Below are 23,372 nucleotides of genomic sequence, written 5' to 3' on the forward strand. Positions count from 1 at the left end.
CAATGTATGATCTATAATCTCAAGTTTAGAGCATTTGAGAGAAAAGTATATATGCCAATTCCAAATATTGTTGTTACTAAAAAAAGCGAATTTTTTATCACTATTGTTAAAAATGGTATTCATAGCATGCTCATGCTGGGGGTTATGGTAAATGGAAAACCTGAACTTTTAGCGAAGGTAGGTAAAGGGAATGTTATTGACAAAGACTTTGAGCATCCCTTCACTCTATTTGGAAAAATTTTGGGAAGTCATTCTGATGCTTCATTGATGGATGAAGGGCACGATACAAGAGACTCAGACATTAGCTATCAAGCGTACTCCATTACTTATGAGCACTATTTAGAATTTTTAGCGATTACAAGAGATATTCATCAGGATCAGCGTGAATTCTATAAAGAAAGAAAAGTTCGAAATGTTCCAGTTAAAAAATTAACCTATCCAGAAAGAGGTGTATTTTATCTTCGAGAGGGCATCAAGTGCTATATTCCTGCGGAAGAGTCCTCAGGGCAAATAACATTGAAACATCAAAAAGTTGATACTTTTGCTAGGGCAAGCACTTTTAATAATGAACAAATTCGCCAAGGTATCATTGACGGGGCAAGAGAAATTAGCGCCTCGAACACATGTCGTACTACAGCACGTGATATTCTTAATTACACCTTACAATATTCTCCCCATGTTCCTGCTTTATTTGCTATTGGGCTTGATTACAAAACAAAACTTGTAGAAGGACAATTACCGCAAAAGGGATTTTATATTCTTCCACCACCACCCAATTGTTTTAAGGTAAATCCTACTCAAATGGAAGTACTCAAGGAATTGTATAAAAAACTTGAGAATCTTCCTAAAAATCAGCCCAATTTAGATATTACAGAGAAAAAATTTAATCAATTAAAATACTTATATCAGGAGATAGCTGGCGAATCTCAATTATCATTGAATCAGCTTTTACATAAGATCACGACTCACAGAGTCGACAATGATCTATTATTTAACACCCGTAGAAGTCAAAGCATTTTTAGTAGCCTAGGTGAAGCACTTGGGTTTAAAACAGGCACTCAGCAGACTTATGACCGAATGACCAAAGCTGTAACTGATGAAATTGAAAGGAAAAAGAAAGGCGAAACAGAAATAGAAGAGGGTGCGATGGTTCCATCCATGTAAGCCAGTTCTAAAACCGGCCAATCACAACTATTCTTACAAGTCAAAACAAATTCGCTGTGATGTATCGACCAATGTCCAGTTGAGGTGCTTCTTATTTTTGCACTATGCCATGAAACTGACATGCAAACGATTTATCTCATTTGCACGAGTTCATAATAGTAAGGGGATATAGGTTTTCCCCTTCCTTGGCTGTGCGACCATAGCTTTTGCGGCGGCTTCAGCACTGCTATCTTGCTGCTGATGTAAGGCAAATCAAAATCCTTGGGATCTGCAGAAATTAAGATTAAAGTCCTGCCAGAAGGCATTGTTGCATTGGACCAATATTGATACATTAAACTATTCATACCAAAAATATGTCGCCCAATAACGGGATAAATGGTTTGAATTTTTCCGTGTTCCAATAGTTTTGCTTGATAAAATGCAAGCTCACTTCCTATATTATATGCATCCAATGGAACAAGTATGGCTTCAGTATTTCTTGCAGCACTCACATTTTTTGCTAAATCATGGAACTGCTCGGTAAAATTTTCCCATGAAATCATTTTTTGAAAGAACGTTTTTGATGCTTTTTCAGAGATGCCAAACGCTATCATGATGATTAAGAGAATATAACAAGGTAATAAAACAAATGAGCTTAGATGCCATTCCTTGTAGAATTTGTTTTTAGAGATCAAGAATGCAAGCCAAGGAATAATAGAGATTAACCCTGGGCCTATCCAATCTAATCGAATCGAATGCTTAAGACTATATACTCCAAAAAAACCCAAAGGAAACAGTGTAAATATTTGCAGAAAGCGTTGGGTCTTTACTTCAATGTTGATGGATTTTTTATTCCATAAGAGATAAAGGCCCATAACCCCAGAAGGCAATAAAAACAGAAAAAGCAAGCCAATAAAATGATGCAAGGAAAAACGATGGGCTGGCTTAAATCGACGCACGCTTTGAAATACAAATGAAGCCCACTCATGCATGAAATTCCAATAAATTACTGGAGTGAAACAGAGTAAGGCAATTAATACACAAAGATAAGGTTCTTTCTTAATAAACCAATATCGTGCTGAAGGGACAATGATTAAATAAAGAAGTACCGCAGGGCCGAGTAATACAATTGTATATTTGGACAACATTCCTAAGCCAAGCCATACACCTGCTTTGTACCAGGATTTAGATTCATCGAAAATAAAGATGCGATAAAAATAATAGAGTGCGGCGGACCAACAAAGCAGAACCGGTTGATCCGGCGTTATTAGGGTAGACTGTATAAAATAAAATGGCATTAGTGATAGCAATAATACCGCATACAGACCCGCGCCTCGATGAATTAATTCGGTTAATTTGAAGCTGAAAAAAGCAGCACCTCCCCAACAAAGCAGTGCAGGAAGACGAACGGCAAACTCATTGGTACCAAAAATCAAGGTAGAAATTTTAATAAGCAAAGCGACCATAGGAGGATGGTCCAGATAACCAAAATCGAGATGTTGCGAATAATTCCAGTAATAGGTTTCTTCAACAAATAGGTTGTGTGAACCAAGACATAAAAAACGTATTGCTACGGAAACAAAAATAATCGAAAAAGTAAATAATATGCTGATATTTTGGCTTACTCCATTATGAGTAAGAGCAATATTTTCGGATTTAAGTATAGAAGTCATTATCCCTGTACAGAAAAACTTAAACAGAGCACATCTTATCCTTTTTAAGGATACTAAGCAAAATAATAGTCTTCTTAATTATCTGATTTATTTGGATGATAAAACCAGGAGGACAGGAGTAGGTTAAAGTACTTGGGTAAATTGGTGTAGATCCACCCTGCAAAAAAACGCAAATAGGTTGGGGCATTCTGGCCCAGCGCTTATCTATATCTATTTTTAAGGCGTTCTTGCATTAAAAATTTTTATAGCAAGAGTGCTCTGAGGATAGTTAGTTTTCTTTAACATATCTGGCATGCTTGTAAAGAAATTACAGGTCCAATTGCTATCTTGATAAGAAGCGGTATTACGTCCTGATGTTGTGCCTGCATCTCGCTCAAGAAATCCTTTTTCAGAATCTGAATCTACAATATTAACCATAGCATGAATTGGATTGGATGCATCCTTCTTAACCAGACAAACGCCTTGATTTAAGCCTATATCTTCAAAATCACAATTGACGATCTTATATTTTGTTTTGCTATTCAGTGCTTGTACAAGTACTTGAATGTCAGCAACTTGTGTACTCACCTTTATTTCAAAAACTGCTTTTTCCTTACTATAAGTAATGCTGACATTATTTCTATTTAAGGTATTATCATATTGGTGTAGGAGCTTTAAAATCGCACTTTTTTCTTGTCGGACATTTATTTTTTTAGTACTACACGATAATGAAATGAGATACATCACGTTCCGTTTTGTTTGGGGTTCAGATTCTGATTTAAAATCTTTAACGTCCTCCTGCATCGCCACGACATGCTCTGTTGAAGCCAAACAAGAAACAGGTAAGGTAGGCGCTTTAGCAGCTCTTGAAATGAGGTAATGCTCTTTATCTATCTTGCGTTTCTTTACCATAGAAGTATTTATTTCGACTTTTTTTCCACTGAACATATAAGCTGAATAACCTGATTCACGTGATGTACATGGGGGCGTTTCTGAGTGATGTTTCTTCATGAACTCATCGATTTTTCTTTGCTCCTCCTCATCTTCTATGGGAACAATTTTTTTACCAACTTCTTTATAATAGTGCTGTTCACGTTGGTTTAACTCGTGTTTTCTTTTCAAGGGCATATAATCCAAATGATGCAATTAGAATAATAATTGAGCGATATTATATTCAAATAAAATTAAGAAATTATTAAAAGAAGAGTTTTTTTAGAGTTTTTTGTTTGTTTTTTTATCAGTGCAAGATAGGTGAATTCTATTCTTCAAACTGTATTGTTGTTGTATTTCTTCCTAATAGGACTTGATCAAGATGGCAGTCTTCAAAAAATCGTGCGATGGTCGGTATAAGATCTAACTATTAGTATCATTATTTCCCCCAGGTGAAAAGGATAATCCCGATTCAGACGTTTTTTGGGGTTGAATTACTGGGGCATTCGTTGCTGGTTGGAACATTCGATAGGGATTGTTGTCACTGGGAGTAGGTTCCTGTATTTTTACCGTTTCTTTTATCTTCGAGGTAACCCCTTCAATATGTTCCTTAACCATTAGATAATCTTGCCCATCTTCAGTTTGCATGAGCTTTCGAATTGCGTTGACGAAACTATCAATATCATCAGAAGAAATGTTAATCTCATATTTTCCAATACATTCACTCAAGAAAGAAAGTAAAGGCACTATTTCTGCTTTTGCTTTTTCTTGAATGGCTTTCGATTTAAATGGTTGGGCATCACTCCCCATTGCAACGATTTTGCTTAAAATATTGAGGGTAAATTGCGGGTCAGAAACTGCCATGAGCATCGGTAATACGAGACTGATATGCTGCTTTTTTAACTCCACCTCAATGAGCTGCTTCAGCTGATCTTGATTATTTTTTGAACCCTCAATAATTGCCTGTAACAATTGTCTTGTTGTTTCTTCATTGGGTGAGCAATCAAAAATGGTTTTCTCATCACTCCGTACATAAGGGGGATCGAATTTTAATAAAATTTTAAAAATATCTACTCGACCACTTTGGGCTACAAGCATTAAGGGTGTCATTCCAGCGCCATTTATTGTATTGAGTAATTCTGGATTTGTATAAAGAATAATTTTTAGCATTTCTTTTGCTGCATCTTTATCTTTTGCATTTTTACAAAGAAGGTGCAATGCATTATTTCCCATCTGGTCTACCAAAGTAATATCTGCTTTACATTCTAAGAACAGGCTTACGAGCGATGGATTATTAAATACGACGGCAAACATTAAGGGAGTCTGTGCTTTTGCATTTCTTAGTTCAGCCATTTTTTTTATTTCAGCTATTACTTCTTCCTGGTGAGTCTCTACCCGTTGTGTAATTACATGATATAAAGTCTCGTTCTTTGCCACAGTACACGCATCGTGTATTGCTGTATTCAAATCTGGATCTACAGCATAAATATTAGCTCCTTGTTTAATTAAATAAGAGGCAATCGCCGGGTTATCTTTTAAACTAAGAGCTAAAAACAGAGGTGTTCTACCATCGGGGAGAGGAGTTTCTAAGACGCTATGGTCTTTTTCGACAAGCCATTTGACCAGTTCGATGTGGCCTTTTTCGCACGCACGATGGATCGCACTGATGCCTTCGGAATCCTGCATTTTAATATCGACGTGGTATTTATTTGCGACTAATTCTAAAAGAGGTAAATGTCCTTCTCTCACAATATAGGTAAGCCATTTAGGATCAGTCTTTATAGCGCGATTAAAGTTAGGACAACAATCCAGCAAATATTCAGCAACATTCGTACGTCCTTCTATAATAGCAAAAGTCAGAGCATTGTTGTTCTTATTTGTAATCGTTTCTATATATTCAACACCTAACTTTTCTACAAATAATTTAACGATACCTAAGTTACCCATACTGCACGCAATTAAGAATGCCATCTCAGCTTCAGGTGATTTTAAAATATCAGGGTGTCTTTCGGCAAAGATGCGCGCAATATCAGCATTGCCATTCTTGCACGCAATTCTAAATAATGGGAGAGGCTCATAGTCAATTTGATGTTCAGGAAGTTTAGGTTCAAGAAGTAGTTTTACTAATTTTTCGTTGCCACTATTGACAGCGGCTAAAATGAAACGTGAGTCATTTTTTAAAATACTTGGATCATGTTCAAGTAAAACTTCAAACGCACCTAGACGGCCTTTAACACAAGCAAGGTATAAGCTAGCAAGATTAGCTTCAGCCTTGTTAGCTAATAATAATTGTGGCAATTCAATATCTTCATGCAATGAAATTGCATAAACCAAAGGTGAAACCTCCTCAGTATTTAATAGATTAATGAGCTCAGGATTACTGCTTATTATTTGCTGAGCGATGTTCGTGTATCCTTCGATGCATGCATGATGTAATACAGTATTTCCTTTCTTATCGGTTAAAGCTGTTTTTGCACCGTTTGCTAACAAAATTTGCACGATGTCATCAAATCCATGCCTGCACGCCAGCATGAGAGGGGTTAATCCTTGCTTATTAGGTATATTAAGGTCAACTCCTTTTTCTATAAGTTTATTTAGAAGCTCAACATTTCTTGATTTAACAGCGGAAAGAAGTAACGTTGTTGTGGAAGTTATATGTAGATTACTTCTTCTAATTTCTCGGTGTAACGCACCTTGAGTAATAGATACATCTGAGCCAAATTGCAATTTGTCTATTTCTTGCATTACCTCACTCGATGGATTTTTTAATGTATTGAGTTGCCATTTATTTTCTTTTGATAAGCCATATATCATTATTGTATTGCCTTGCTTTATCAAAATTGGAATATTTCCGTGTTCTGCCGATGCTCTACTCAATTGTTCTTCTTTCAGAGTTATCCCCTTATTTATTTCTACTACAAACATAAAATAAGGGTTTTGTTTTTGATTTTGAAGATGTTTTGCAAAAGTACCATTTAGGAGGCGCTCATATGCTTGTATATTGAGTTCACTTAATGCTTCTTCTGCTTTTAAGACATCAAGTTTTTGTATTTGAGCCAGTGCTAAATCTGGTTTTTCACATAAAATGGCATATTCCAGGAGTTTTAATTCACGATTCGGAGATTTGATCTGGCACACATCGTCCAATAAATAATCTAAAACCATTTTATTGTTGTTGTAAACGGAACCCATTAAACACTGCTCTAAGGTAGCTGCTAACTGTTCTTGACTCAATTTCGGAGATAATTGCTGATATAATAGTTTAAAATCATTTAAAGGTTGTGAAGTAAACTCAGCTAGAATGGTATCGATATCCCGTTCACCTAAATTCGTTAATTCAAGTTCATATTCTTTAAGTTTACCGATAAAATAATCATATACCTCTCTTTTCTTCCTTCTTATGCTTAGAGAGGTAGAGACAGAGGGAGTGAGATTGTCCAGTATTAATTTAACGACATCGTCATTATCCATTAGACCCGCCACAATTTTTTTTATGGCGACTAGATTATCTGATTTTGCTGCGATTTCAGCCCATGTTTTACCATCAGCATCAATTCGACGCACATCACTAAAACCAGTTTTATGAATATCAGAATTTACTTGTATCGAAGTCATCGTCTCTTTTACTTTAAGGGCTTGATCTTGATTATTTACAGAGGCAGTAAAAACTATGCCAATGTATTCACCTTTATTATCCTTTTTAGCAAGGGGCATATATGCGCCTGTTATAAATGCTGTTATTTCTTTGACAGGCGAGGGATCATTATTAAAAAATTTGAATTTACGATTTGGATCAAATGCGATCCATTGGTTATTCACATAAGTAAGCTCAATTGCATGATTGCAAGCAGTTAGGCTAAATGTAATAGGTTGATATTGAGGTGCAATTTCTGTAAAAGATTGGATCAGTTTTTCAAGTGATTCATTATTATAAATACCACATACATCTCCTGCGGGGAAAATGTTTTTTCTCTGAAAATATTCAGGACTAACTTGATGGCCATTTTTTTTCTCGATTAAATCGATAACTTTTTTAAACGATGCATTTAATGTTTTGAATGGCTGTTCTTGTTCACTGGATTTGAATACAGTATTTAGCTCTTCTGCAAGAAGTGTTCCTCTTACCTCATCACCTTTTGGATTTATGAAAACATAGTCAAGTCCTTCTGGAGTAAATTTAGCATAGAATTTGCCTTTTTCTGGTACTTGATTTGATAGCTCTTCAATGTCGTATTCATTTTTCCATTTGTCCAAACCCAATATTGAAAGTGTTTCTTCTACTTCCTGAGTTCTAATCGCGAGTTCATTAGGAAATAACTGTGAGTAATGCCTTGGTTGTTGCAGGATCTCGACCATTTCACAGAAGCTAGCGGCTTCAAGCAACAGTTTTTCTGTTTCGGTGAGTTCTTCTTGTGGATTTTTTGCAATTCTTGCCCATAACGCATTAATCTCTTCTCTTTTGATGAGGTGACGGTTTTCATTGATAAAATCTAACATTGTAAAGAATGAATCAGCTTTATTATTGAGACAATAGACCATAAACAAGGAAGATAATCCACGACATACTCCACCTCGACTACTTCTGTATCCCAGCCTTCTCATACTATTAATAAACCATTTTTGCCCATCAGGAAGACTTTCCATTTTGGCTTGCATAAGACACCTGGATTCATTTATTGCTTATAAGTCTAATTATAGACCATTTGGTGTGGGTGAAATGAGCAAAATTGAAGCGATTTTCAATCTGTAGCGGCATCAAAATCAGAAGAAATGAGATTGGAGATTTGTTGGGAAATGTAACAATGAAAAATTCAATATAATGAATGCATTATGATTTGAAGGGCATCCTAAGAACAGGGCAAAAATCAATGTTTGAACTAAGTTTTTGAGGTTGGTGAAAACGTCTTGTTCAGGTCTTTTTCTAAAGTTGTGTCATCAGGTTTCTTGAATAAAGAATAATAGCTCCGTGCTACTTTTGAAGAGCGCCAAGAAATCTCTTTTTCTTTTCCTATATTTAAAAAATCTTTTTTAGCCTGTAGATAACTATAAACACCATTCTCTCGGGCTTGTTCTATAACCTTCAATTGCGCTGCTACAGTTGCGGGAATTTTCTTCTCTTTACCTTCTACGACTATGGTATGCTTTTTCCATTGAAGCCCGACGTCCCAATTGCTAGCACGTAAATATTTCTCTGCTTTATCCAAGAAGAGTTTGGCTTGAAATTCATCGGATGATTCAAGTTGGGCTATATTTTTTGTTATTTCTTCGGATAGTTCAAAGATTTTTTCAGTATAATCTACCTTAGGTTGTTTTTTTAAATTGTCTACCCTATTTTGGTATGGAATAAGTGGGAGTAACTTTTCACATAGTTCTCTCCTAGCAATCAATTTGCTATGGACTGGAACGCATGCATTTTTTTTGCTTGGATCCATCATCTGGGTTACATTATTCCGAGCAGCATCCAAAACACCTTGCAAAGAAGAAAAATTCCCCTTGACCATTTTTTTCAAACATTGTTCAATATAATGTGTATATTGCTCGGTGATAAATTCTTTATTAAAGATATCAATTTCTTCAATAGCTGGATGAATTTCTTTTAGATAAGCATCAGACTGTTCTATTGATTCGATATAAAACTGTGTGCGTAAGTCATCATGACCGGCTGTAAACTTTACTTTATCAACGTCTACTTTTAAATGGTCGAGATTTTCTGATTCCAAACCTTGAGTAATCATTGCGCGTAACAGCTTCGCTTCGGAACTTAGGAACGTTGGTGAAATATATTGTGAAAATTGTTCATCCATTTCAATAATTTTATCAGCTTGGAGCTGTAGCTCAGTTAACTTGTCATCATGTTGAGAAGAATGAGATGAGATTAGCTTGGCAAGTTCTTGATTTATTTCTTTTAAGGCTTGATGCACATTCCTATAATAAGTTTTCACGAAATCATCTTGCGACGCTTTGGGTAATTGTTCAAACCGTTCAATAGCTGCCGCAAAAAATTGTTCTTTATAACGTTGTTGGATTTCTTTTTCTGTACTTAATTCAGGTAATTTCGCAAGTATTGCTGACATTTCTACATGTAATACAATAGGAGAATGTTGAAACTCAGATAGTCTAAAATCAGGAATGCTGGTTAAATAAGACGCTAACGTTTTATTGATGCAGCCTGGACCATAATTTTTAGGAGCATTTTCTCCGTCGCCTTTTAAATAAGCAATAACCCCATTATATGCCCCCATCTCATAATTAAGCTCTACTATATGTCGCAATGGGTTTTTTCTACCATTATCAATCTTAATTGTTCGATAGTTACTGCGTTGATAAATTTGATTAATAATATCTTGATGACTATCAAAAACCACTATATCTTCTTCATTCAAGACAGCTTTTTTATATATTCCTTTTTCGTATATTCTTTTTTGGTACGCAAGTCGATGTTGATAAAATGCTTCGATCTGCGGAATATGTTGGAGAAAAAGCTCTTTATTATCCTGAATCTTTTGCCTTGCTTCTTCCCATTGATGAAGGTCGCCATATTTCTTCTGTAATAGTTTCGGTTTATCCGCATTAAAAATAAGTTCTTTTAATAGGGTTTGCAATGAAGGTCTGGCAGTTGAAGGTTTGGCACTTGGCAGTTGAGGATATTCTGTCTCCATAATGACTTCTGCTAACTGAAATAAGTCGTTCCAAACTCCCGGCATTTCACCAAATAATTCAGGATTTTTGAAATCCTTTAAAATACCGCCTTCAACTGCTTGATAATAATCAACATCATTGCTCGGTTTTCTAAGTGCATGATGATGTTTTATGGCATCCAAATGGATGAATTTATCTGAAGTTAATTTAGCTGCTTTTTCAGGAATAGATTCAATTTCTGCTTGTAGCTTTTTAATTTTTTCTTCTAATTTTTCTTTTTTTGTTTGTAATTTCTTAGTCTCTTTTTCTAATTCGTCCCTATCTTTTTCTGCGGGGAACCGTGTTGCTAATTCGTCCAGATCTTCTTCTGTAGGTATCTGGCTTTTTAAGAGGTTAATTTGTTCTTCTAATTGAGCACTTTTTCTTTGAAAATGCCTGGATGTGGTTGCTTTTTCATGATGTAAAGGAAGAGTATCTAAGAAAAATACCATATGCGAAATATCCATCTTCGCGTTTTTTTCTATTATTGTTTTTAATTGTGCGAACGGCGATTGTTCCTCATTATCGGGAGGCGTATGGCTGCAAGCAAGAGTTACTTCCATACTATATTTCTTGGCATAGTTTAGTACATTGATCAGTTCCTGCGTCCTTGTCATTTCACCATGATTCAACTCGATGAGTACATCATCTATATTGAACACAATAAGCTTTGGACGTTTAGGATACCCCATCTCTTTGGGTTTTTTCTGTTCAATACGCGATTCAAAAAAAGGAATTTCATCTTGAGCTTCTCGAGCAGCAGCAGATCTAATGGCTTTAATTCTTAAAACATTTTCCCTAGATTCTTGATATTGCTTTGTAAGAGAATTTTCTTGCTCTGAGTCTGAGTCTGAGTCAACGGTTTCTGTTTGGATTTCCGCTTCAATTGCGCTTATCACATGCTCAATGAACTCATTCTTATCTTGTTTTTGATATTCTGATTTTAATTCAGCAAAGCGATTTTTTAATACCTCAAACTCAGGGCCTCTCAATTGAGAACCATTTTTAAGACGCATAAAGTCTTTGACTAGATTTTCAAACCGCACTCTAAAATCTGTTGAGGTGATAAGAAATGGAAGACGCTCTTCAATTAAGTCAATAACCTGCTGCCGTGCTTCTGCATAGTCTTCTTGCCTTGGGGTTTCACGTACTTCTCCTTTCTTCGGTTTTTTAGTCGCAGCTAACTTTGAAACGTCTTCTAATAATAGGTCGATTTTTTTAGAATAAATACTGTCATCACTATAATACTCTTTTGGAAAATCTTTGAGCAGAGTATTTAATACAACTAAAATTATGCCAGTAACAAATTCCTCGAGACTTTCTTTTTTCGATTCGACTTGTAAAACCTCCCATTTAAGTAAAATGGATAAATGGGCAACATGTTCTCTTTTTTCTTTGAATAACTTATCCAAAGTTGAAAATATGTCAGGGGTTTCCATTTCATCTGGCTTTGTAAAATCAAATATGATCTTAAATGCAGTGAACTGTTTTTTTAACGTCATCCATTGTCTCGGGCTCAGTTCATTAGTGGCAATTAACTCACTTAATTCTTCATGGATCAAATGCATTTTTCCAGTTATATGAACCGGGTCCACTGTAAGATGGTCATAATCCAAAAGAAAGAATTGCTCTATAACGTTGATACGTTGTTCCACCTCCTTATCAAGCACCTTATAGTCATTATCAATTTCTGCTTTTTTTAATAGTTCAATACATTGTTTCCATTGATAATATTTTTCTTTTAAATTATTGAATTCTGCTTTTGTAAATTTCTCTGGATCATGATTAATTATTGCATCTAATATTTTATCGCCTGTTTCTAAAATATTATTTAATACATCAAGTTTTAATTGTATTTTGTTTGGATTACTTAAATTTCTCGAATTTTTTAAATAGGCATTCTGCACGCGCACCTTAAAAGAAGACTTATAGTTATCAAATTGATCCTGCTCCATTTGAACGTGCTCAGGAAGAATTCCTTCCAACTTATCAAGAATATCTTGGTAGTTTCCAGTATGTGTTTGTAGATCAAAAAACACTGCCAGTTCATCGAGGTTTCTCTGTTCTGCAAAACCATGTAGTAAGAAGTCGGTAGAATTCTTAATTGACCCGAATAATGTTAATGTAGGCTCAGAGATAAGAGGATTTTTACAAACATCTTTCACCCACTTAGGTAATTGATGAGGAGGAGTCGAATTTAATTCCTGATATTTTTCTATTAACTCAAGAAGTGCGGCTTGTTCCGTTTCAGCCGATATCTGCTTGGGTATCTCAATCTGTTGAAGGAGACGATCAATTTCCTGCTTTAATAAAGTTCCATAAACAATGTAGCACTCAATATCTTCTTCAAGAAAGGCTTCAGGGCCAATATGTTCCTGAATTAAGTATCCGGCCTCCTCAATGTAATCTTTCTGTAGATCTGTTTCTATAAAATGCCCAGGTTTTCCCTTAGGAGTTTTTTCTGCTCTCATCTGAGCGAGTCGTTCTTCAGAATTAAGTTGAGAATACTTCGGATTCAAAGATGCCAAAAGGTAGGCAATTTGAGCACTACGTCCTTTTCCTTTTCGACAATGTGCATGGATATTTTGTTCTGGAGGAGTTTTCTGGCCCACTTTTTGGACATGGGCTAATTCTTGTAGAGTTAATTCCAGAGGTTGCTTATCCCGAAGAGGAAAATGGTGTACTTGGATAGGAGCACTTCCATTGATACTGATCTCATAAGTTATAAATCGTCCTACTTTTCTAACTGGACGTGAAGTAATATGAATATTTTCAAGTTCAGGAATATCAGGAAGTGTTACTCGCCCATTGGCATCGGGTATGAAGTAATTAATAAAATCATTTAAAGCTTCATCTTTTCTTATTTCCCTTTGCCCAGAATCTGCTTGAGGATAATAAGGAAACACCCTACCCATAGCAAATACATGAGTTACATTATTGGTGAGTAAATTGTTTAAATATCTTGCGATATCCTGTTCCGCTTCATAAAGTTCAGGATTTGTCTCAGGGGTAAGTGATTTGGCGGAACTAGGTCCTGGTGAAATGGAAACATTAGTATCTTTAAATTTAAAATAACCCATGCCTATCATTTGCCGGGTCGGACCTGTTAATTCCATACTTAAGGGATTTACAAGTCGGAACAAAGTAGGCGGCAAAAACTCTGCGAAACACTGTTTCGCCAATCCCATACTCGGCTGATTCGAGCTTATATACTCATCATCACGATCCATCGCTGCAGAAGTGAGATCATTGATTACAGAACGAATAGCAGATTCAAAAATGATCATTTCTCTTACAGAAAGATGCTTGAATCCATAAGATTTCAGTCGTGTTTTAATTTCATTTTCATTGAATTTTATCTCATATTTTGCAGCAATATCTTTATTTATAGAACCGTCTGAATTAAATACTCCGTAAGCATCTAGTTCACGTAACGATGCAGATTTATATGTTCCAAATGTATTTTTTATTTGTGCAACATTTCCTTCAAGAACAGCTTGATCCATCTTATTAGGGTCTGACACTATCTGACCTAATCGAATTAAAAACTCACGTTTTTCAACTTCTGAAAATTCAACCTCCTCTTCAGGTTGTACTATTGTTTGAAATGTTGCTAATCTTGAGGATATCTCTCTACTTGCATAACGCAGAGAGTCTCCTTTATTGCCCCGGCTATCCAATATAGTAATAAGATCTTGATTATAGACGCTATTTGGAGCGCCAAGTGCCTTCATTTTTTTATGGCTATAAGCACAAGTAAAGTCTCCACAAGCATACATATCTCTTTGTGGATGAGTAGGGCCTGTGGTTTCAATTGTTATTTGACTCTTATCAATCCCACATTCTTTTAACAAATCCAAAGCGATGTCCTTGATTGCATCTGCACCACTTGGGCCAAAAGGGTCAAATAATTCAAGGTGATATTTCCCTTTCCCACCTACAGGTTTTGTTAAATAAAAACCTCGCCAATGACCAGGGCCTATTGGAATAAAAATATGGTCAAAATGTTTATTTTTAAGGGCTAAGTTCAAGCCCTCTTGTGCTGCTTCAATAGATCCGGAGTCAAAGCGATTTACTGGCCCCAACACCTCGATATTGTTATGGGATTTGGGCATTAACAAAGACATATCGTGGTCTTGCAATTGATCCCGCAGGCTGCGCTGATGAATATATTTTAGATCAAAACGTCCCTGAGCGTGGTGTTTACTCATATTTATATTTTTTTCACGATCGTTTTGCTCTATGACCATAGAGTAAATGGAAGCAGCAACATTTTGAAGCGAAGACGCATCAAAAGGCTTTGCGAGCTGTTTGCCTACAAGCTCAATAACGTCATCGCTTTGAAAACCTAAAGGCACATCATAACTAGCAGCCAATTTATTGACAGCATCGAGAAGAATTTTGCTTTGGGCGGTTAATTTCTTATTGTAACGTTTAATGAAATTTTCCAAGCTTTTCTTTTGATATTCTTCACTTAATGCCATTACTATTCCTCAAGCATGTCATTCGTTAAAAAATTCCAAGCATTATGACAAGTCCAGGGATTTACTGTCTGCTCTGAAGGAGCGATCTAGGCTTATCCTGTTTTTTATGCACAGAAGTTCCTCCTATTGTAAGCTTATATCATTAAGATTAAGAAAATATGAGCAACTCATTAGGTAAAGGCATTAAATACAGATTAATAATGCAGCTTTTTTCCTAATCACACAGTATGTAATTGTACGACTAGCGCCCTCTATGGTCAATGTTTTGTAACCTTGTTCTTGACAAGATCATTGCGAATAACAATAATTCGACTGATTTTTTGAAATCCCTTCGCTGCAAGGACTGTCGGCCCTAACTAGGAAAAGAATATGAAAAATAAAATAGTTAAGTTGGCACTAACTTCCTTATCTTTTACTTGCATGCTTGATGCTTATGCTGTTGATTACCGTTTGAATGGCTTGTCGTTAAGTACTTCTATAGGCGTTCTGTCAGGTAATGCCCATGAATATGTTTATAACCAAAAAACAGATACTAAGCTAAGCCAGCTCAATTGGCGCATAAAGAATGCTGCAATAATAAATGGGGAATTAAATTATGATTTCCTGACTTGGCTCAGTATTAATGGCAGGGGCTGGATCACCTTGGCAAAAAATAAAGCTTCCATGGATGATTATGATTGGCTCAATCCCTATCAAGAAACCTGGACTGACTGGTCACATCATGAGAATACGCATCTTAATTATGCCAATGAAGTGGATCTGAATCTAAGAGCTTGGCTGATGCAAAATGAACATTATAAGCTAGGTCTGGCAGCAGGTTATCAATGGAGTTCCTTTAGCTGGCGCGCAATTGGTGGTTGTTACCAATATAACAACGGCACTGATATGGGGTGTTTTCCTGGTAATGAGCTTGGAATTGGATACCAACAAAAATTTAGAACTCCTTATGTTGGCTTAGCAGGGAAATATTTCATCAATAATTTTGAATTCAATGCCTTTTTAAAATATAGTAATTGGGTTTCAGCACGAGATCATGATGAACATTATGCTCGCAACTTAACGTTTAAAGAATATGGAAATAACTCCAGATATTATGCTGCAACAATTAATTCTGGCTATCATGTGACACGTAGTGCGACAATTTTTGTTGAAGCGTCTTACAATCATTATTCTAATGGGCGTGCTGATACTGAAGTAATCGACAACGATACCGGTGAGCATTTCTATGAGAACGACTCAGCTGGTTTATCTAATAAAAACTATAGTGTTGCCCTAGGTTTGCAGTATCTTTTTTAAGATGAGCCGAACAATATATACTCTCAATTCTGAGGGCCCCCACGACTTGTTCGCGGGATCCAGTAGATCTGCCCTAACACACTGGACCCCGCGGACAAGCCGATAGGCAGAGATATAATCAAGCGACTGTTGCTTGCAACCAGGATTTTTTCAACAAAGAGGTTGAGCTATATTGACCCAACAATCCGTGATGAATTTTAATTTTTGTTGGGTTTAAAGACCCAATATATTGTTCTTCTTGTTAGTTTGGCCCCTTATTAGAGAACATACTAGTTACTTCATCGTGTATCGCGCCTCCGCCATTGATAATATTTCTTATGGTATTGTTCACTTCACCAATATTTTCGTTGGGCGAGTTTTGGGTAAAAAACATTCCTGAGAAATAAGTTCTTCCCTGATTGAGCAGATTGGAGCCTGGCCTTCTTTTTTTCCCTATGTCATGGAATTGAGAAATTAACAATCCATTGATTACCAAACCTGCTGTCAAAGCAAGACGGGAGTCAATTAAGAGCAGGGGAGATAGCATCAAATTTACCACTCCCAAAACCTGTAAGGTTTTTTGCATTTTTACATCAGGAGTATCGTTTCTAGGCATAGTAAATCTCCTTATTATTTTTGAAAGGCTAGGTGGGGAAATAGAGAAAATGAACCAATCATATGCCCGATTATAACACAGAGTGCTCAAGTGGCAAGTGATTGATATTAACATTATTTAGTTTCATTTCCTCCTATTTACTTGCCTCTAATTTGTCCCATAATTGACTTCAAAGAAAAATATTTTATACTGAAAAATCTCATGCTATACCATGAATTATCATGTTCAGGATGAACGCCGATGCTCTTTCACCGGTTACCTTTAAAGTCTCTGTCTTATTTTCACAAGGCTCCCATTCGTTTTATGGCTCAAGTTGCTCACTGCCATGGGGATATAGCTGGTTTTCAGTGTCTGCATCAGCGTTTATGGGTAATTCGTCAACCTGATTTGGCTGATGCTTTACTAAAACATAGCGGTTTTGCCAAGTCTTCTCTTGTTTTTAAACAGCTAATTCCTATTACTGGCCGCCAAGGGTTGGTCCAGTTAGATGACAATGATTGGAAACATAGAGTACCTGCAATTAAGCCGCAGTTCTCTATTCAAGGACTGAATGAATCATTACCTTTGATAACTACTAATATTGATAATGTATTGCAACAGTTTGATAAAGGGCTCATTGATATTCACCCAATCATTATGAGATTGACCATGGGTAATATATTAGCCTTAATGGGTATTGAAGAGGTGACGGATATATCACCAATCATTAATGACATGTTGGTATTAAATCATTACTGTGGCCAACGCATGCGGCAATTGCTGCGCTTGCCTTTATTTTTGCCTTTACCTTCACATCGCTTGATTCATAAGAAAGCGTTTGAGTTGAGAACCAAATTAGACATCCTATTACAAACAGCCAGAGTCCGTACTAATTCACCATTACATCAACTTCAACTACACTGGTCTAGAAGGGAATGCATAGACCACCTGAGTACGTTTTTATTTGCTGGTTTTGAAACGACAGCAAGTTCTATTACTATAGCTCTGCATTATCTGGCTAACAATCCAGAATGGCAACAGGCTATATTAGAAGAAAGCACCAACAGCGCGCAGTTGTCAGTGCAATCACTGAAGCAATGGTTTTGGACTCAAGCACTTTATTGTGAAACACTTCGTTTGTATCCTCCAGCATATATGCTAGTGCGCCAGCCAACTGTCGATGTTAATTTATACAATCTGAATTTCCGGCCTAATGATTTGGTGATCATCAATATCCATGGAATGCAAAGACATAAAAAATACTGGCCAGATCCAAAGTCATTTGATATCAGGCGCCATCTGAATAGTTCTCCATTTGCAAATAAAGCATTCATGCCTTTTGGTTTGGGTAAGCGTATTTGCACCGGGCATCAGTTGGCCATGACTGAAAGCATGATGATTTTATCTGCAATGTGTCAGCGTTTTTGCTTATCAACACCAAGTAGTATCAAACCAATAATGAATGCTGAAATTACGCTACATCCAAGGAGCCGTATATGGTTGAATTGCCAGCTACGCTAAGCTGTTGGTTAAGGGAGTACCTAAGATTAAACATGGGACGTGATGAACGTTTATTTACCCAGTTTTTGTCTTTTGGTTATGCAAAGACTACTTTATCCAGCGTCAGCACTCTTTTTTACGAACAATGTCAATTGGCAAAATGGATGCTAGGCTCACTCATTACGTTGACAGATGATTTCACCGATCATCCTTCATTCAAGAGCATGCAATGGGTAACAAGTTTTATTGCTGCAATCCAAGGTGGTCATCAAATAGCACCTTTATCTGCTCATCAGCTGCAAGCATTAAACTTGGCTTATCAATTGTACGGATGGTTACAACAATCCATTCATAAAATGACACTGCAACCAAGACTTATTGCGCTCATTGAGTTTGACTTACAACAGTACTTTCTCAATATGCGTTTTAGTACTTTTCTCAATAGTGAGCCTTTATTGATTTGCAAACGAGAGTATTTATGGCACGCACCTCATAACATGGGCATGGTTATTGCGGGAATGATGGATTTGGCCTGCAGTGATCACATTGAATGGCAAGAAATGGCAGCCATGCGCGAAATTTTTTACTGCGCTCAACGCAGTGGGCATATCTGCAACACATTAACCACCCTGGATAGAGAAACAGAAGAAGGGTGCATCAGCAATGAAATTCAATTAAGAAAAATGCATGGGAAGAATGGGAGCGAAGAAAGCATTATTGAACTTCTGCAACAAGAAAGAGCTAACTTGTATCAAAAAATAGCTAATGAATCGTTAAAAACATTTTCGACCAAAGGTTATGTGCAAGGACTGCGGCAGCTGCAAACTTTGCATGAAGACATGCAAGGTGTGATATGAACTCCTCACTAACTATCATTGGTGCAGGTGCAAGCGGGTTATTATCAGCGCTGGTTTTAGCGCCGTACTATGAAGAGATTTTACTGATAGACCGATATTGGCCTGATGAGCTTGGTGTCAGTCAAGGAACACCTCAAAGCCACCATTTGCACGTACTGTTAGCAGAAGGGCAGCGGTTGTTAAGTTCCTTATTGCCGGATGTTTGGCAGCAATTAACAGCCAACTCACTCCCTGTTGTTGATTGGGGCAAAGATACCTGGTGGAAAACGCCACATGGCATACTTACGCCTAATGATTGCGCCGTGAGAACTCATCTATTTAGTCGGCATTACTTTAACCAGGTTTTATGGTCTCAATGCCAGCAACGGAAAAACATTAAAACGTTAACCGCTACAGTGGAACATTGGTTGATTGCAGAAAGAAAGATAAAACAATTGCAATTTAAAGCGAGAGAATCTCTAGCTATAGCAGGACACGTTATTGAAGCGCGGGGTAGAGCCTCCGGTTTGCACACGCAATTAGGTCTGGAAAGTTTACACGTGAATAATCAATATCGCTATTTTTCTACTCGGCTGGAGCAAAATGATTGGTCAACCGATTTAAAGGCCAAACAGGTTTATATCCAGGCATGCCCTAAAAAACAACCTATTGGTCTGGTTTTATCGCCCATAGAGGGAAATGCCCTGATTTTAACATTAATTGATACTACAGGAACTATTAAAACGGATGAGCAAAAACAAGCGGCAGTAAGCTGCTTATTTAAAAAAAACCAACTGGGCCATATCCATTGTCAGGGAAAGTCCTGGATTCCTTATGCTAATTTGAATAATACGCGTTTAATTATTGAACGCCAGCGTTGGCCTTTGAACTTATGGGCTGTTGGAGACAGCATTGGATACCAAAATCCTGTCTATGGGCAGGGTTTAACGATTATTCTTAAGCAAGTAGATTTGTTAAAGAGACGCGGTAAAGTGAATTGGTTGAAGCAAAAACAGCTTCACCGATGCAGTTGGATGCCTTGGTTATTGGCTTCTAATCAGGATATGTCTGGTGAGAAAAATAATGTTTTTCAATGGTTGATGCAAAAGTTATTGCGACAGGCGTCCAATGATCCATCTGTTGGGGAAACATTTATTCAGCTTTTGCACCAAATCAAATCTCCCTGGATTTTATCGAATCCAAGATTGATACTCAAACTTAGCCGCAGAGGTGATTATGATTAAATTATACCAATACCCAGGTGTTTGGGGTATGCCCAGTTTATCGCCATTTTGCAGTAAGGTATTTTATTTTTTAACCTGGGCTAGGCTCCCTTTTGAGGTCATCCAGGTTTTCAATCCCCGCCAAGGCCCCAAAGGTAAGTTTCCGGTGATCGATGATGAAGGGGTTGTGGTTGCTGATTCAGAATTTATTATTAAGTATTGTCGGGAAAAATATGGGGTGAATATCGAGGATCCTATTGGCGATTTGTCTATCAGACGATTAGTAGAAGAGCATCTTTATTTCATTATTTTATATTCACGCTGGATTGATCCAGAAAACAAAGCACAGATTGATAGGGCGTTTAGACATTTTTTTCCCAAAGGCACAGGCAAACTCGTGTTATCTCTAATTCGTCGACAATTACGAAAACAAGGCTATTTTCAAGGAATTTCCCGGCATAGCAGACAGCAAATTTATCAAAAAGGTGTCGAGGATTTGCAGGCTGTTGAGTCTTTCATTGTCCAGAGTCAGCAAGATGGGTGTCGTGTGGTTGATATGTCATTGTATGCCTTTTTGCAAGTCATTCAACAAACACCACTGGATATTCCTATTCGCTCTTATCTAATTGAGTCACAAGCCATCCAGGATTATTTAGTTCAGAAGAGAAATCTATTTGAGCATTAAATGAATCTATCGTTAATAAGATTTGTTTTTAAGAAATTCATAGCGTATCAAGTTTTTCAGATTAGCATACCGCATCCGTAGCAAGGTTTGATTTCAATTCTGTAAAAAATTTTCAACGAGACTAATCTATTATTGCCCACTTTATTAGCGTGGAGTAGAATTTCTGCGGCTGCAGTTTAGAGTAAGCAGAAAACTCAATACATTATAAGGAAGCAATAAAGTGGAACGAAGTTCTCATCCTCCTGTGCACCAACATTTCAAATATCGTGCCGACATTGATGGCTTAAGAGCTATTGCTGTTTTATCGGTAGTGGCTTTCCATGCTTTTCCCCAATGGGTGAAGGGAGGATTTGTTGGCGTAGACATTTTTTTTGTAATTTCCGGCTTTTTGATTTCCACAATCATTTTTGAAGGCCTTGAAAAAAATAGTTTCAGTTTCGTAGATTTTTACAAAAAAAGAATCAAGCGTATATTTCCGGCATTGGTGTTCGTGCTGCTATTTTGCTTAATATTAGGATGGTTCGTCTTATTCCCTCAGGAGTACAAACAGCTGGGGAAGCATGTTATGGGGGGAGCTGGTTTCATCTCTAATTTTTTACTTTGGTTTGAGACTGGGTATTTTGATAATGCAGCTGAAACCAAGCCCTTGTTGCATTTATGGAGTTTAGGTATCGAGGAGCAGTTTTATATTATCTGGCCCTTTCTCATTTGGTTCGTATGGAAAAGAAAATTAAATCTATTTTCTGTAACCGTACTGATAGTCCTTATATCGTTCCTTCTCAACGTAAAAAGAGTTAGCGTAGATGCCACGGCTGCTTTTTATTCACCGCAAACCCGTTTTTGGGAGTTATTATGTGGAAGCTTATTAGCCTATATCACTTTTTATAATATTAATTTTTTCAATAAAATAGGGAAAAAGATAGATACAGTACTTGCCAAAATTATTTACCAACAGGGAAGGGAATCTAATGGGGAGATATTAAAAAACACCCTTTCTTTCTCCGGCATTGTGATCATTGCCTATTGCCTCTATACGTTTTCAAAAGCCACAACCTTTCCTGGTGCTTTTGCATTACTTCCTGTGTTAGGGGCCATATTCCTCCTTTCTGGGAAAAACTCATGGATAAATCGTGCCATTCTTTCCAATCGCATTATGATATGGTTTGGTCTAATTAGTTATCCACTCTATTTATGGCATTGGCCCTTGCTTTCCTTTGTAAGAATTATGGAAGAAGATCTTCCTAATCGAACTATTCGATTCATCGTGGTTGGAATTTCGATTGTTTTGGCTTGGGTTACTTATAAATTAATCGAAAAACCAATACGACATGGAATTGGGCGGGACAGGACTAAAGTAGCTTTTCTTGTAGGATTAATGTCCATCATTGCGAGTTTCGGTTTATTTCTACAACAATATAATGGGCTCGATTTTAGGATTAAAAATCTAAATAATTTAAATAGTGTACATGATATCGTTGCTCTTCCCTTGCTTCCGCTAGAAAATACCACGCCCTGCGAAAAAATAATTCCTGAGTTCAAGAATTTTAAATTTGCGGGTGATGGCGTTTGTGTTTTATCAAAAAATCAAGAACCAGATATTATGTTTCTTGGCGATTCTCATACTTGGCACTATCAAAACGCATTATGGAAGCAATTTCCTTCGCAATCGGTTTTGATGCTTGTATCAACTTCCTGCCTTCCTTTTTCCAGTAATTACTTTTTAAAGGGTGAATGTAGGAAAAAATACGATGAAATACTTTCATTCTTGGAAACGAATAAATCCATTAAAACGGTAGTTTTAGGGGGGTATTGGGCCTATTTAATGACAGGGGGTTTTGAAAAACAAGGAACCAACTGGCGTACAGCAAAGGCTTTAGATCCGGAAGGAACTAAGAGTTTTCTAGAAAATGGGCGCTATTTTCTTAGCAAAGCGCTTAAGGGAAACAAGGAAATTGTTTTTATAAAAGACATACCTGATTTAAATTTCAATATAAATACGTGCTTTAAAACAAGACCGCTTCAGTTGCCTCATAAAGTGGCTTTTAATAAAGAGTGTTCCATGGATAGAGCCAGTTATGAGCAGCGGGCTAGTGGTTATGACAATGTGGTGAATCAATTGTTAGCAGAATTCCCACAAGTAAAAATTTATAATCCCCGGCCTTTATTTTGTAAAGACGAAAAATGTACAGCGCGTGGTGAGGTACTGCCTTATTACTTTAATGGCGATCATTTAAACCATTATGGTGCGAATATTGTCATTGAAGATTTAAAACATAAAGAACATTTAGATCAAAAAACAGACTTGGCGATGGTAGAACCTAAGAAAACTAAAGGATAATAGGTTGTGCAAATGAACAGGTAAACTCATTTG

At 36.8% G+C, this 23,372-nt stretch carries 12 protein-coding genes; 7 read left to right on the forward strand and 5 right to left on the reverse strand.

The window, feature by feature from the left end:
* Positions 1-51 precede the first annotated feature (51 nt).
* A complete protein-coding gene (locus tag DY223_RS02415) occupies positions 52-1,164 on the forward strand; it encodes a hypothetical protein (protein WP_058457879.1) in 1,113 nt (370 codons plus the stop codon).
* Between the two features lie 131 nt (positions 1,165-1,295).
* Here DY223_RS02415 and DY223_RS02420 read toward each other — a convergent pair whose 3' ends face one another.
* The 4 genes from DY223_RS02420 to DY223_RS02435 all read right to left on the reverse strand — a co-directional run bounded on the left by DY223_RS02420 (position 1,296) and on the right by DY223_RS02435 (position 14,887).
* A complete protein-coding gene (locus tag DY223_RS02420; protein WP_058457880.1) occupies positions 1,296-2,816 on the reverse strand; it encodes a glycosyltransferase family 39 protein in 1,521 nt (506 codons plus the stop codon).
* 216 nt (positions 2,817-3,032) lie between these two features.
* Positions 3,033-3,923 (reverse strand): hypothetical protein, encoded by an 891-nt coding sequence (locus DY223_RS02425; RefSeq protein WP_259293188.1) that lies wholly within the window; start codon positions 3,921-3,923, stop codon positions 3,033-3,035.
* A 225-nt stretch (positions 3,924-4,148) separates the two neighbouring features.
* Positions 4,149-8,381: an ankyrin repeat domain-containing protein gene (locus DY223_RS02430; protein WP_058457881.1), complete on the reverse strand. Its 4,233-nt coding sequence runs from the start codon at positions 8,379-8,381 to the stop codon at positions 4,149-4,151.
* A 221-nt stretch (positions 8,382-8,602) separates the two neighbouring features.
* Positions 8,603-14,887 carry a hypothetical protein gene (locus tag DY223_RS02435; RefSeq protein WP_160116263.1) on the reverse strand — a complete coding sequence of 2,095 codons (6,285 nt, stop codon included), beginning with the start codon at positions 14,885-14,887 and terminating at the stop codon, positions 8,603-8,605.
* Positions 14,888-15,256: 369 nt separating this feature from the next.
* Here DY223_RS02435 and DY223_RS02440 point away from each other — a divergent pair, with 369 nt between their 5' ends.
* The gene (locus tag DY223_RS02440) at positions 15,257-16,183 is read left to right on the forward strand and encodes an omptin family outer membrane protease (RefSeq protein WP_058457882.1); all 927 of its coding nucleotides are present in this window, start codon (positions 15,257-15,259) and stop codon (positions 16,181-16,183) included.
* 241 nt (positions 16,184-16,424) lie between these two features.
* On the opposite strand, the gene DY223_RS02445 is transcribed toward DY223_RS02440, so the two are convergent.
* Complete coding sequence (locus tag DY223_RS02445) at positions 16,425-16,778, reverse strand: hypothetical protein (protein WP_058457883.1); 354 nt, start codon at positions 16,776-16,778, stop codon at positions 16,425-16,427.
* Between the two features lie 240 nt (positions 16,779-17,018).
* On the opposite strand from DY223_RS02445, the gene DY223_RS02450 reads away from it, so the two are divergent.
* The 5 genes from DY223_RS02450 (at position 17,019) to DY223_RS02470 (ending at position 23,339) form a co-directional block, all read left to right on the forward strand.
* Positions 17,019-18,278, forward strand: a complete 1,260-nt coding sequence (locus DY223_RS02450) for a cytochrome P450 (RefSeq protein WP_058457884.1) — start codon at positions 17,019-17,021, stop codon at positions 18,276-18,278.
* Positions 18,254-19,114 (forward strand): hypothetical protein, encoded by an 861-nt coding sequence (locus tag DY223_RS02455; protein ID WP_058457885.1) that lies wholly within the window; start codon positions 18,254-18,256, stop codon positions 19,112-19,114. The genes DY223_RS02450 and DY223_RS02455 overlap by 25 nt, the downstream gene beginning before the upstream one ends.
* A complete protein-coding gene (locus DY223_RS02460) occupies positions 19,111-20,337 on the forward strand; it encodes an FAD-dependent oxidoreductase (RefSeq protein ID WP_058457886.1) in 1,227 nt (408 codons plus the stop codon). Before DY223_RS02455 ends, DY223_RS02460 begins: the two co-directional genes overlap by 4 nt.
* Positions 20,330-21,001: a Tom37 metaxin N-terminal-like domain-containing protein gene (locus DY223_RS02465; RefSeq protein WP_058457887.1), complete on the forward strand. Its 672-nt coding sequence runs from the start codon at positions 20,330-20,332 to the stop codon at positions 20,999-21,001. The genes DY223_RS02460 and DY223_RS02465 overlap by 8 nt, the downstream gene beginning before the upstream one ends.
* A gap of 220 nt (positions 21,002-21,221) precedes the next feature.
* Positions 21,222-23,339 (forward strand): acyltransferase family protein, encoded by a 2,118-nt coding sequence (locus DY223_RS02470; RefSeq protein ID WP_115684263.1) that lies wholly within the window; start codon positions 21,222-21,224, stop codon positions 23,337-23,339.
* The last annotated feature ends 33 nt before the right edge of the window (positions 23,340-23,372 follow it).

The organism is Legionella bozemanae (assembly GCF_900450575.1).
Classification (GTDB): Bacteria; Pseudomonadota; Gammaproteobacteria; order Legionellales; family Legionellaceae; genus Legionella; species Legionella bozemanae.